Annotated in this window: 11 protein-coding genes; 7 read left to right on the top strand and 4 right to left on the bottom strand. The window is 75.1% G+C overall.

What is annotated here, in order from left to right; all coding sequences use genetic code 11:
- Positions 1 to 79 precede the first annotated feature (79 nt).
- From ACIPYS_RS04595 to ACIPYS_RS04585, 3 genes are all read left to right on the top strand, one after another.
- Positions 80 to 1,420 carry an MFS transporter gene (locus ACIPYS_RS04595; RefSeq protein ID WP_400743058.1) on the top strand — a complete coding sequence of 447 codons (1,341 nt, stop codon included), beginning with the start codon at positions 80 to 82 and terminating at the stop codon, positions 1,418 to 1,420.
- Between the two features lie 10 nt (positions 1,421 to 1,430).
- Positions 1,431 to 1,670: a hypothetical protein gene (locus ACIPYS_RS04590; RefSeq protein ID WP_093863467.1), complete on the top strand. Its 240-nt coding sequence runs from the start codon at positions 1,431 to 1,433 to the stop codon at positions 1,668 to 1,670.
- Between the two features lie 93 nt (positions 1,671 to 1,763).
- Positions 1,764 to 2,759: an alpha/beta fold hydrolase gene (locus ACIPYS_RS04585; protein WP_400743055.1), complete on the top strand. Its 996-nt coding sequence runs from the start codon at positions 1,764 to 1,766 to the stop codon at positions 2,757 to 2,759.
- 132 nt (positions 2,760 to 2,891) lie between these two features.
- On the opposite strand, the gene ACIPYS_RS04580 is transcribed toward ACIPYS_RS04585, so the two are convergent.
- The 3 genes from ACIPYS_RS04580 to ACIPYS_RS04570 all read right to left on the bottom strand — a co-directional run bounded on the left by ACIPYS_RS04580 (position 2,892) and on the right by ACIPYS_RS04570 (position 6,244).
- Positions 2,892 to 4,502, bottom strand: coding sequence for a VWA domain-containing protein (locus ACIPYS_RS04580; RefSeq protein ID WP_400743052.1), 1,611 nt, complete (start codon positions 4,500 to 4,502; stop codon positions 2,892 to 2,894).
- Positions 4,499 to 5,371: an AAA family ATPase gene (locus ACIPYS_RS04575; RefSeq protein WP_400743049.1), complete on the bottom strand. Its 873-nt coding sequence runs from the start codon at positions 5,369 to 5,371 to the stop codon at positions 4,499 to 4,501. Before ACIPYS_RS04575 ends, ACIPYS_RS04580 begins: the two co-directional genes overlap by 4 nt.
- Positions 5,372 to 5,569: 198 nt before the next feature.
- Complete coding sequence (locus ACIPYS_RS04570) at positions 5,570 to 6,244, bottom strand: Tat pathway signal sequence domain protein (protein ID WP_159425116.1); 675 nt, start codon at positions 6,242 to 6,244, stop codon at positions 5,570 to 5,572.
- 486 nt (positions 6,245 to 6,730) lie between these two features.
- Here ACIPYS_RS04570 and ACIPYS_RS04565 point away from each other — a divergent pair, with 486 nt between their 5' ends.
- From ACIPYS_RS04565 to ACIPYS_RS04555, 3 genes are all read left to right on the top strand, one after another.
- Positions 6,731 to 7,480, top strand: coding sequence for a TetR/AcrR family transcriptional regulator (locus ACIPYS_RS04565; RefSeq protein ID WP_400743045.1), 750 nt, complete (start codon positions 6,731 to 6,733; stop codon positions 7,478 to 7,480).
- A 138-nt stretch (positions 7,481 to 7,618) separates the two neighbouring features.
- Complete coding sequence (locus ACIPYS_RS04560) at positions 7,619 to 8,275, top strand: DUF6230 family protein (protein WP_231978033.1); 657 nt, start codon at positions 7,619 to 7,621, stop codon at positions 8,273 to 8,275.
- 161 nt (positions 8,276 to 8,436) lie between these two features.
- On the top strand, positions 8,437 to 8,838 hold the full coding sequence (locus ACIPYS_RS04555) for a DUF6114 domain-containing protein (protein WP_093865351.1): 402 nt from the start codon (positions 8,437 to 8,439) through the stop codon (positions 8,836 to 8,838).
- 258 nt (positions 8,839 to 9,096) lie between these two features.
- Here the strand turns inward: ACIPYS_RS04555 and ACIPYS_RS04550 are convergent, their stop codons facing one another.
- Positions 9,097 to 10,260 (bottom strand): NAD(P)-dependent alcohol dehydrogenase, encoded by a 1,164-nt coding sequence (locus tag ACIPYS_RS04550; RefSeq protein ID WP_400743042.1) that lies wholly within the window; start codon positions 10,258 to 10,260, stop codon positions 9,097 to 9,099.
- 127 nt (positions 10,261 to 10,387) lie between these two features.
- Between ACIPYS_RS04550 and ACIPYS_RS04545 the strand changes: the two genes are divergently transcribed.
- Positions 10,388 to 11,383, top strand: coding sequence for a helix-turn-helix domain-containing protein (locus ACIPYS_RS04545; RefSeq protein ID WP_400743039.1), 996 nt, complete (start codon positions 10,388 to 10,390; stop codon positions 11,381 to 11,383).
- Positions 11,384 to 11,512 lie beyond the last annotated feature (129 nt).

Raw genomic sequence — 11,512 nt, 5'->3', positions numbered from 1 at the left:
GTGTCCCCGTACGCACCTCCGGTGCCGCCCGCCGTGATCCTCCCGGCCCGCGGACCGGACCTCCCTGAGGACGTCCACCGTGCCTTCCACCGTTTCCGCGCCTCCGCGCGGCCCGTCCGCACGCCCCGGCTACCGCGCCGTGCTCGGCGCCCCGCACGCCGGCCGCACCTTCGCCGCCGCGCTGCTCGGCCGCCTCTCCTACGGGGTGGTTCCGCTCGCCCTGCTGCTCACCGTCCGCGAGGCCACCGGCTCCTTCTCCGCGGCCGGCGCGGCGATGGCCCTGTTCGCGCTCGCCAGTGTGCTCCTCTCACCGGTCCGGGCCGGTCTGGTCGACCGCCACGGTCCCCGGCGGGTGCTGCCGCCGATGGCCGTGCTGTACGGCGCGCTGCTGCTCGCCGTGGTCGCGGCCACCGCCCGGCCGGGTGCCGCTCCGGCGGCGGTCGGCGCGCTCGTCGTCGCGGCGGGCGCCTGCACACCGCCGCTGGGTCCGGTGATGCGGACGTTCTGGCGGCGGCTCCTTCCCGACCCGGTGCTGCTGCGCCGGGCGTTCAGCCTGGACGGCGTCGCGGAGGAACTGCTCTTCGTCACCGGTCCGTTGCTGGTCGGTCTGCTGCTTCCGGTCGTCGGTCCCGGTGGTGCGGTGGCCGTGGGTGCGGGGCTGCTGCTCGCCGGGGCCCTGCTGCTGGCCGCCTCCCCGGTGGCGGCGACCGGAGCGGACGCACCGGACGCGGCGGACGCGGCAGACGCGCCGGGCGGGACGGGCGGGACGGACGGTGGCCGCGGTGCCGCGCCCGGTGCGCCCGTCCGCCGCCGCCGGACACCGCTCGGCGGCGGACGGGCGCTGCGCGCCGCCGTGCTCGCCTCCGCGGTGACCGGGCTGGCGCTGGGCGCCCTGGACCTCATGGTGCTCGCCTTCGCCGAGGACCGCGGGCGGCCCGAGGCGGTCGGCTGGATCCTGGCCGCACTGTCCGCCGGCAGCGCCGTCGGCGGCCTCGGGCTGGGCGCACTGGACCGGCCGGTGCCGAACGCCGTCCGGCTGCCGCTGTTCACCGCCGGCCTCGGCCTGGCCCTGGCCGGCGCCGGGCTCGCACCCGGCCCGGTCCTGCTCGGCGCGGCCGTCGGCGTCGCCGGGTTCTTCGTCTCGCCCGCCCTCACCACCTCCTACCTGGTCGCGGACGAGGCGGTCGCCCCGGAGGCCGGGACCAGGGCCGGCGTCTGGGTGAACACCGCCTTCAACGCCGGTTCGGCCGTCGGCGGCGCGGGCGCGGGCCTGCTGGTCGGACACCTGCCGCTGCCGCTCTGCTTCGCGCTGGCCGCCGCCCCGGCGCTGGCCGCCGTGCCCGTGCTGCTGCGGATGCGCGACTTTGGTGGGCCCCGGTCGCGCCGAAAGTCGGATCCGGTCGGCGGCCCGGCTGCCTAACGTCGGAACCATGAAGAACCTGCTGGGATTCGTGAGCTTCGTCCTGATCGTCGGCGGCATCAACGGCCTGCTCGTCGACCACCTGTGGGGCCTGCACGTCTTCGGTTTCGTCAGCTACCTCGTCCCCGCCGACCACCGGACCGCCGGCTACTTCGTACTGATCGCGGTGGGCGCCCTGCTGGCGGCCGCGACGGCGCTGCTCGACCGGCGGGAGGGCGGCGGCCGGACGCGCCGCGACAGCGGGGACTGACCCCGGCAGGGCGCGGACGCGGCGGTCGCGGGGAACGAACGGTCGGCCGCCGCCCGTTCTGCCGGATGACGCGTCGTCGACGAGGAGGGCCGCATGACCAAGCAGGCGTACGGACATATCGCGCACCGTCAGGTCGAGGTGAACGGAGTCCGGCTGCACGTCGCCGAACAGGGCGAGGGACCACTCGTCCTGCTGCTGCACGGCTTCCCGGAGAGCTGGTACTCCTGGCGGCACCAGTTCGCCCCGCTCGCCGAGGCCGGCTACCGCGTCGTCGCCGTCGACCAGCGCGGCTACGCCCGCAGCGAGCAGCCCGAGTCGGTCGACGCGTACACCCTGCTGCACCTGGTCGGCGACGTCACCGCGCTGATCGGCGCCCTCGGCGAGGAGAGCGCCGTCCTGGTCGGCCACGACTGGGGCGCCCCGGTCGCCTGGAGCACGGCCGCGCTGCGCCCCGACCTGGTGCGCGGCGTGGCGGGGCTGAGCGTCCCGCCGCTGCCCACCCTCGGTCTGCCGCCGCTGGCCCAGGCCCGGGAGCGGTTCGGCGAGGGCTTCTACCAGATCTACTTCCAGCGCCCCGGTGTCGCGGACGCGGAGCTCGGCCGGGACCCGCACTCGACGTTCCGCCGGATGCTGTCCAGTGGCGCCGGGGCCCGGCCGGACGGCGGCGGGCCCCGGGCGTGGGTGATCCGCGAGGGACAGACCCTGCTGGGCAGCGTCCCCGAGCCGGAGAAGCTGCCGGACTGGCTCTCCGAGGCGGACATCGAGGCGTTCGTCGCCGACTACGCCGAGCACGGCGATCGGGCCTTCACCGGCGGTCTCAACTGGTACCGCAACATCGACCGGAACAACGAGCTGCTGGCCGGGCTGGCCGGACGTCCGGTGGAGGTCCCGGCCCTCTACGTGGCGGGGGACCAGGACATGGTGATGGCCCTGATCCCGGAGGAGGCGATGCGCGGGCTGCTGGAGCGGCTGGCACCGAAGCTGTACCGGCGGGTGACGCTGCCGGGCGTCGGGCACTGGACCCAGCAGGAGAGCCCGGCGGAGGTCAACGAGGCCCTGCTCGACTTCCTGGGGCAGCTGGACGGCTGAGGCACTGGGGGGCGGGGCCTCGGCACCGCCCCCGTCCGTCGCGCGCGGTCCGTCGCCCCCGTCCGTCGCGCGCCGTCCGCTGTGCCCCGCCCGCCGTGCCCCGGCCCGCCGAGGCGCCGTCCGTCGCGCGCCTCAGACCGGCAGCAGCCGGGCGACGAACTCGCCCAGCCGGCGGGCGTTGCGGCAGCAGTGCATCGGCACCACCCCGGCGTAGGCGGGGGCGGCGGAGTCGCCGGTGCCCCAGAGGGCGGGCTGCTCCGGGTTGAGCCAGTGCACCTGGCGGGCGCGGGCCGCGATCAGCCGCAGCGCGGGCAGGTGCGGGTCCCGGTAGTTGTTGCGGGCGTCGCCGAGGATCAGCACGGCGGTCCGCGGTCCCACGGCGTCCAGGTGGCGTTCGGCGAACTCGGCGAGGGCCGAGCCGTAGTCGCTGTTGCCGTGGTGGCCCGTCACCTTGGCCTCGGTGAGGATCCGCCGGGCCAGCGCGGCCGGGTCGCCGCCGCCGCGGGTGAGCAGGTCCGTCACCTCGGCGGTGCGGTTGACGAAGGCGAACACCCGGACCTTGCTGAACTGGTCGCGCATCGCCTGGACCAGCAGCAGCGTGAAGTCGGAGAAGCCCGCCACCGAGCCGGACACGTCGCAGAGCAGCACGAGTTCGGGCCGGGCGGGACGGCGCAGCCGGTGGGCGGGGCGCAGCGGGACGCCGCCGGTGGAGAGCGAGCGGCGCAGGGTGCGGCGCAGGTCGATCCGGCCGCGGGCGGCGCGGCGGCGGCGTGCGGCCAGCCGGGTGGCCAGTTTGCGGGCCAACGGGTGGACGGTGCGGCGCAGTTCGGCGAGCTGGTCGCGGCCGGCGGTGAGGAAGTCGATCCGGTCGGGGCTCGGTGCGACGGCCCGTTCGGCGAGGCGTTCGGTGCCGCGGATCTCGGCCGCCCGTCGGCGCGCCTCGGTGGCGACCATGGCGCGGAACTCCTGGATGCGGCGGCGGATCTCGTCGGGCAGGACGTGGTCGGCGAGGTCGGTGGTGGTGGGGTCGGTGGCGGTGGGGTCCGGTCCGATGCCGGCGGCACCTGCGCGCAGGGCCGCGAGCACCCGCGCCAGCAGGGTCTCCGGTGCGAGCCTGCCGAGGGTCTGGTAGGACGACCAGCCGTCGTTCCCCGGCCGCCCGGCGGTGCCGGCGCCGCCGTAGCGGCCGAACGCCGCCACCGCCTCGCCGGCGAGCCCGGCCAGGGCGGCCCGGTCGTCGGCGGCGAGCGCCGCCACGAGCCGCGCCCGGAGCTCCTCGCGCTGCGCGGCCGGGTCCGCGTCCGGGCCCGCGGGTGCAGCGGGACCCGGAGCGCCGGGGTCGGCGGGGTCGGCCGGGTCCGGGGCGCGGTGCGCCGAGGCCCGGCGCACCGCTTCCGGATCGCCGACGCCGAGCGGGAAGAACAGGTCGAAGGCGGCGTCGAAGACCGGGCGCTGTCCGTCGGTGCGCAGCAGTGCGGCGGCGAGTCCGGCCCGGACCTGCTCGCGTTCGGCGAGGCCGAGCACGGCCAGGACGGCGGCGGCGTCGACCGTCTCGGCAGGCCCGATCCGCAGGCCGTGGACACGCAGCGCGCGCACGAAGGCGGTCAGCCGGGCGGCCACGTCCGCGGGATCGGACGTGCCGGGCGAGGTCCCGGGGGACGCGCCGGGGGACGCGCCCGCGGTGGGCCCACCGGTCGGCCCACCGGTCGGGCCGCCCGGAGCGGCCGGGGGCGGGACGCTCATGCGAGAGTGAGCTTCTGGGCGGCCTTCAGCACGTCGTCCTGGTGCTTGAGGACGACCCCTAGGGTGGCCCGGACGACCGTCTCGTCCAGGGTGTCGGCGCCGAGCGCGAGCAGGGTGCGGGCCCAGTCGACCGTCTCGGCCACCGAGGGGGCCTTGCGCAGTTCCAGCGCCCGCAGCGCGCCGACCACCCGGACCAGCGACTCGGCCAGCGCCGCGTCCAACCCGGGGACGCGCAGCCGGACGATCCGGCGCTCCAGTTCGGCCTCCGGGTAGTCGAGGTGGAGGAAGAGGCAGCGGCGGCGCAGCGCCTCGGAGAGTTCCCGGGTGGCGTTGGAGGTGAGCAGGACGAAGGGGCGGCGGGTCGCCGTGACGGTGCCGAGTTCGGGCACGGTGACCTGGTAGTCGCTGAGCACTTCGAGCAGCAGCGCCTCGACCTCGACGTCGGCCTTGTCCATCTCGTCGATGAGCAGCACGGTCGGTTCGTCGCCGCGGATGGCGGTGAGCAGCGGCCGGGTGAGCAGGAACTCCTCGCCGAAGATGTCGGTGCGGGCCGCGTCCCAGCCCTCGTCCCGCCCTGCGGTGATCCGCAGCAACTGCTTGGCGTGGTTCCACTCGTAGAGGGCGCGGGACTCGTCGATGCCCTCGTAGCACTGGAGCCGGACCAGCCGGGCCCGGCCGAGTGCGGCGACGGCCTTGGCGAGTTCGGTCTTGCCGACGCCGGCCGGGCCTTCGACCAGGAGCGGCTTGCCGAGCCGGTCGGCGAGGAAGACGGTGGTGGCGACCTCCGTGGAGGCCAGGTAGCCGACCTCGGCCAGTCGTGCGGCCGTGTCGGCCACCGACTCGAAGAACTGCGTGCCCTCGCCGACCATGCCTGTCCCGCCGTCCCTGTTCCGGTGTCCGTCGCGAGCACCCTACCCGCGGGTCACTTCGCTGTCCCGGACACGGCGGCACCCGGCCCCCGGCGGGCAGGCGGAACCGGTGGGGCGGGGTGCGGCGGCGGCCGCACCCCGCCCGGTGGTCGTACCGGCCCCGGCGGGGGACGGTACGACAGGGACGGTCAGGGAGGGTCAGTTGATGAAGACGTGCGGGCTGCCGGCCACCGAGCTGTCCTTCACCGGCCCGTAGGTGGCGCTGAAGTACCCGGTCGCGAAACAGGTGCTCGGGCCGGAGACCTTGGGCAGGGCCTGGGCGCTGAAACCGATGGTCTGGCCGACGTTGCTGGTGGTGCCGCTGATGCCGGCGGCGGCCCGGTAGACGCAGGTGATGGTGCCGAGGATGGTCTTCAGCACCACCGTGGTCTGGAGCGGGCCGGCGGAGGTGGGGTCGAGCGAGACCGGGTTGCCGGGGGCGTCGCTGACCGAGTTGGTGTAGGGCAGGTTGTTGACGGTGATGCTCTGCACGGAGGTCACGCCGATGACGTTGGCGGTGCAGGAGCCAAAGGTCTGGGTGTTGAGCTGCTCGGTGGCCACGCCGGGCGCGGCCGGGTTGCTGGTGACGGTCGCCGAGAAGGAGGAGGCGGCGCACTTGATGCCGCTGGTCCCGGTGGCGCTGGAGTAGAAGGTGGCGAAGCTGCCGGGCACCAGGTCGGCGGTGAGCACGTCGCCGACGGCGATGTTGGGCCCGCCCACCGAGGTGTGGGTGAGCACGGCGGAGCCGGCGGCCTGGGCGGGGGTCATGGTGCCGGCGGCCAGCACCGCGGCGGCGGCGAGGGCGGTGGCTCCGAGGGTACGGCGGATGCGCATGAGGGTGTGCCTCTCCGGGCGAGTCGGGTGGGGGAGCCCGTGCGGTCGGTGTGGGGGTGCGCGGCATCGTCGGCCGCGCCCGGCCGGAACGGGGGGTGTGCGAGGTGGGGCGCCGCGAACGGCGACTCGGCGGGCCCGGCGCCACGGGCCCGCCCGTACGGCGTGGTACCGGCGGCACGACGTTGTGCGGCGGGTACGGCACGGCCTGGGCCGGCCGGAAGGAACCGGCCGGGTACGGCTGAGTACGGCGGGGTGGAACGGTCCAACGCGATTGCGGGAGTGCAGGGTGCACGTCGACGGCTGCCACCGCCGGGCATGCGTTCGCCATACTGAGCAGTCGGAACGCGTGCGGGCTTCCGGCGGACTCGGCCGCGGATTGGAAACCCGCCAGTGTTGTAAACCTGATGTCGCGCCAATGTCAAGGCAATGCACAGGAGTTGGGGACGGAAGATGGCAATGGACCCGGATCTCCGCAGGAATGCCGACGTGGTCCTGATCCCCGGTGCGCGCGCCGGGCGCGACCCGGCCCGATCGATCAAACCCGGGCCGAGCCGGCTGCCGCCCGGGGTGGTCGCGGCGACCCAGCGCGAGCGCCTGCTCGACGGGCTGGTCCACACCGTGGCGCAACACGGCTACCAGCGCGCCACGGTGAGCGACATCTGTCGCGCGGCCGGGGTGACCAGGCCGGTCTTCTACGAGCTGTTCACCGGCAAGGAGGACGCCTTCCTCGCCGCCCACCGGCACGGCACCGGGGTGGTGATCCGGCGGATGGCGCGGGCGTTCGCCGCCTCGCCGGACTGGTGCGGCGGGATCCGCGAGGCCCTGCGGGCGATGCTCGGACTGCTGGCCGGGGTGCCGGCCTTCGCGACCATGGCGGTCATCGAACTGGACGCGGTCGGTCCGGCCGGACGACGCGAGCGGGAGCAGCTCCTGATCCGGTTCCGGGCGTTCTTCGCCGAGATCCCCGAACTCCCGGACGGCATCGGGGTGGAGGCGATGATCGACGCGGTGGTCGGCGGTGTCTACTCCACACTCCAGCGCTGCATCGACACCGACCGCACCGCCGAACTCCCTGACCTGCTGCCCACCTTGAGCCTGTTCTGCCTGGCACCGTTCCTCGGTCCGGCCGAGGCCGCACGCCGCCTGGCCTCGGCCGGACCGCCCCCGGAACGCGGTCCGGGGGCGGACGATGATCCTTCGTGCACCCGTATTGACCCGGTCAATACCGGGCAGTAGCTTCCCAGTTACCCACTGCGGCCCGACCGGTCCGCCCCGCTGCCGAGGGGTGGTCCCGCGCTGCCGTGCCGCAGAACGCTGTCCGCGCCAGGACAACGTGCCAGTGCCTGCCCGTCCCCACCACCCGAGGGAGCACACATGGCCACGTCCGAGGACGCCGCCCACCCGACCGAGAACACCGAGGTACCCGCGTCACCCGGCCAGGGAAGAGGCCGGGTCCGGCTGAGGCGCACGGCGCTGATGGCCGTCCCCGCCGTCGCCGCCGGCGCGGTGCTGATGGCCCTGACCGCGCAGGGTGTGCTCGCCGCCCAGTTCGCCATCTCCGGCATGCCGTTCGTCGTCACCGCCGACAGCCTGGACGGCGTCGGCTTCGAGCAGTTCGGCAGCCTGGACCACATGATCGAGGACAGTCCCAACGCCGGTGACACCGGCGGACAGGTACTGGTCGCGGTCTCGGCGATCAAGGACGCCTCGCTCACCAAGCTGTGCCAGAGCGTCGAGCTCGGCGGTATCAACCTGTTGATCCGGGCCGGTGACGCCGGGACCCCCGTCACCGCCACCGACCTCACCACCGACTCCGATCTGCTCTCCGGCGACGCGGAGTTCAAGAACATCGAGATCGGCGGGGACGCCAGCACCTACACCAAGGCAGGCGTCAAGGGCCTGCCCGGGGTCTTCGGCCAGCAGGCCGACACGGTCAAGATCCGCAATCTCCGGCAGCACAACTACGCCACCACCGCGGGCGCCTTCAAGCTGCCCAACCTCCGGCTGAGCTTCAGCTCCGAGGGCTGCTGACGGTGGCGGGACCCGAGCCGGGGACACCGGCGGAGGCGGAGGCCCACGTCGGGCCGGACGCACAGGTCGGTCCGGAGGCCGGGGGCGAGCCGGGGGCACCGGCCGGACCCGGAGCGCGGACGGCGCCGAAGGCCCGGGCGGGTGCGGCCGCCCGGGCCCGGCTGGCCTGGCGCGGCTGGCGGGGCCGGCGGCCGTTCTGGGGAGGAGCGCTGGTCCTGTTCGGCGGCGCCGAGATCCTCTTCACGCTGCGCGCCCCGCTGCCCGTCGTCCTGCACATCGGGATCCAGGGGCTGGCCGGCTACCTCGTGCCGGCGGTGATGGCGCTCTGCGGCCTGCTGATCCTCTTCAACCCGGCCCAGCGGCTGTTCTACTCGATCCTCGCCGTACTGGCCTCGCTGGGCAGTTGGCTCACCTCCAACCTCGGCGGTTTCCTGCTCGGGATGCTGTTCGGCGTGATCGGCAGCTGCCTCGCCTTCGGGTGGCTGCCCGACCAGCCCCCGCGCCGCCGTCGGCTGCGCCGGGACCGGACCGGACGCGAGGCCGCCGACCCGGCCGGCGTCTGAGAAGGCGGTGGCGGGCGGCGGTCGCGGCCGGTGACCGACGCCCGCCACCGCCGACAGGGCCGGGGCCCCCCCCCCCGCCGGGGGGGGGGGCCGGGGGGGGGGGGGGGGGGGGGGGGGGCCCCCCCCCCCCCCCCCCCCCGACAGGGCCGGCGCCCCGCCCCCGGCGAAGGGAGAGCGCCGGGGACGGGGCGTCGTTCGTCGTGCGTTCCGTCGAGCGGGCAGCTGGACCGCGGCGGCCGGGCAGCCCGTCGGCGGGCGTCAGATCGTCGCCGTGTCGATGACGAAGCGGTAGTGCACGTCGCTCGCCAGGACCCGCCGGTACGCCTCGTTGATCCGCTCGGCCGGGATCAGCTCGATCTCCGCGCCGATCCGGTGCTCGGCGCAGAAGTCCAGCATCTCCTGGGTCTCCGCCAGGCTGCCGATCATCGAGCCCGAGAGCGACCGCCGCCCCGTGAGCAGCGCGTGCGCGCCCAGGCCGACCGGCTTCACCGGCGCGCCCAGCTGGACCAGCGTGCCGTCGGTGCGCAGCAGCCCGAGGTAGGCGCTCAGGTCGAGGTCGGCCGAGACGGTGTTGAGGATCAGGTCGAACCGTCCGGCCAGCTCGGTGAACGTCGCCGGGTCGGAGGTGGCGCGGTAGTCGTGGGCGCCGAGCCGGAGCCCGTCCTCCCGCTTGCGCAGCGACTGGCTGAGCACGGTGACCTCCGCGCCCTTGGCCCGGGCGAGCCGCACTCCCAGGTGGCCGAGCCCGCCGAGCCCGACCACGGCGACCCTCCGCCCGGGACCGGCACCCCAGTGGCTGAGCGGCGAGTAGACAGTGATGCCCGCGCAGAGCAGCGGCGCGGCCACGTCCAGCGGCAGCGCGTCGGGGATGCGCAGGGCGTACCGCTCGTCCACCACCAGCTGCTTCGCGTAGCCGCCATAGGTCGGCGAACCGTCCCGGCCGCGGCCGTTGTAGGTGAGCACGATGCCGTCCCCGCCCGTGCAGTACTGCTGGAGCCCGGCAGAGCAGTTGTCGCACTCCCGGCAGGAGTCGACGAAGCAGCCGACGCCGACCCGGTCGCCGACCGTCCAGCGCGAGACGGCGGAGCCGACCGCCGCGACCACTCCGGCGATCTCGTGGCCCGGGACCATCGGGAAGATGCCGGGGCCCCAGTCCTCGTCGACCTGGTGGATGTCCGAGTGGCAGATCCCGGCGTAGCGGACGTCGATCAGGATGTCCTCCGGGCCGAGCGCCCGGCGCGGCACGGTGGTGCGCTCCAGCGGAGTCTTCGGCGCCGGGGCTGCGTAGACCGCGATCCGGCCGGGCCGGTCGGGGGAGTCCGTGACGGTGGTGCCGGTGCCGGTGCCGGTGCCGGTGCCGGTGTCGGTGGCTGCGGTGCCTGCGGTGCCTGCGGTGATCGTGGTGTTCGTCGTGTTCGCCATGCCCCAAGCCTCGGCGCGTCGTTCGGGCCGGGCCAGGCCAGTGGTCGTCGTACGACCACCGGTCCTACCACCGGCAGTATCACCCTCGGCGCCCGTCCGCCGCGGCGGGCGGGCCCATACTGCTGGCATGGACCAGCGCACCGAGCTCAGCGAATTCCTGCGGTCCCGGCGGGCCCGACTGCGGCCGGCCGATGTCGGCCTGCCCGACTACGGCGGCCGCCGCCGGGTCCCGGGGCTGCGCCGCGAGGAGCTGGCCCAGCTGGCCGGGGTGAGCACCGCCTACTACGTCCGGCTGGAGCAGGGGAACGGCGACAACGTCTCCACGGCGGTCCTGGAGGCGATAGCCCGCGCGCTGCGGCTCGAACCGGCCGAGCGCGAGCACCTGCTGCGGATCACCCGGCCGGTGCGCCGCCGCCCCGGCCGGGGCCGCCCGACGCGCACGCAGCAGGTCCGGCCCGAGCTGACGCAGCTGCTGGACGCGATGGACGGTGTCCCGGCCTACGTGCTGGGGCGGCGGCTCGACGTGCTCGCCTGGAACCGCCTCGGCAACGCCGTGATCGGCGACGTCGCGGCGCTGCCGCCGGAGCGGCGCAACCTGGCCTGGCACGTCTTCCTCGAACCGGGCAACCGGGAGCTCTACCTGGACTGGGAGAGCAAGGCGGCGGACCTGGTGGGGATGCTCCGGCTCGACGCGGGCCGCGACCCGGACGACCCCCGGCTGACCTCGCTGATCGGCGAACTCTCGGTCAAGAGCGAGGACTTCCGGCGGCTGTGGGCGGCGCACAACGTCCTGGACAAGGGGCACGGGGTCAAGGAGCTGCGCCATCCGGTGGTCGGCCGGCTGACCCTGCGCTACGAGACCTTCCGCCCGGCCGGCGACCCGGACCAGGTGCTGGTCGCCTACCACGCCGAGCCGGACTCGCCCTCGGCCGAGTCGCTGCGGCTGCTGGCGAGCTGGATCGCGACCGGCCCGTCCGGGGGCGCCGCGAGCGCGCGCCGCCCCGAGCAGGGGGCCGCGGACCGGCCCGACCCCGGTGCGCAGTCGCAGTCGCACTCGGGTGCCGGCTCCGGTTCTGGTTCTGGTTCTGGTTCTGGTTCGGAAGCCCCGTCGACGGGTCGGTAGTCCTTTTCCCGGAGCCCGCGGGGGGCCGGTGGTCCCGTCCGGCCAGGGACCACCGGCCCTGTCCCGACACCCGGGCGGAGCCGTTTACTGGTTCCGCGGCGGCCCCGGGCCGCCGCCTGCCCGGAATCG

The organism is Kitasatospora sp. NPDC089913 (assembly GCF_044748625.1).
In the GTDB taxonomy this organism is placed as follows: Bacteria; Actinomycetota; Actinomycetes; order Streptomycetales; family Streptomycetaceae; genus Kitasatospora.
The sequence above is the reverse complement of the archived record's forward strand: the minus strand, read 5'-3'. Positions and strand labels throughout refer to the sequence as shown.

Coding starts and splice junctions, on each gene's coding strand:
- ACIPYS_RS04550 (WP_400743042.1), bottom strand. CDS start 10,260: ATGGCGAACACGACGAACACCACGATCACCGCAGGCACCGCAGGCACC.
- ACIPYS_RS04575 (WP_400743049.1), bottom strand. CDS start 5,371: ATGGTCGGCGAGGGCACGCAGTTCTTCGAGTCGGTGGCCGACACGGCC.
- ACIPYS_RS04560 (WP_231978033.1), top strand. CDS start 7,619: ATGGCCACGTCCGAGGACGCCGCCCACCCGACCGAGAACACCGAGGTA.
- ACIPYS_RS04585 (WP_400743055.1), top strand. CDS start 1,764: ATGACCAAGCAGGCGTACGGACATATCGCGCACCGTCAGGTCGAGGTG.
- ACIPYS_RS04570 (WP_159425116.1), bottom strand. CDS start 6,244: ATGCGCATCCGCCGTACCCTCGGAGCCACCGCCCTCGCCGCCGCCGCG.
- ACIPYS_RS04590 (WP_093863467.1), top strand. CDS start 1,431: ATGAAGAACCTGCTGGGATTCGTGAGCTTCGTCCTGATCGTCGGCGGC.
- ACIPYS_RS04580 (WP_400743052.1), bottom strand. CDS start 4,502: ATGAGCGTCCCGCCCCCGGCCGCTCCGGGCGGCCCGACCGGTGGGCCG.
- ACIPYS_RS04545 (WP_400743039.1), top strand. CDS start 10,388: ATGGACCAGCGCACCGAGCTCAGCGAATTCCTGCGGTCCCGGCGGGCC.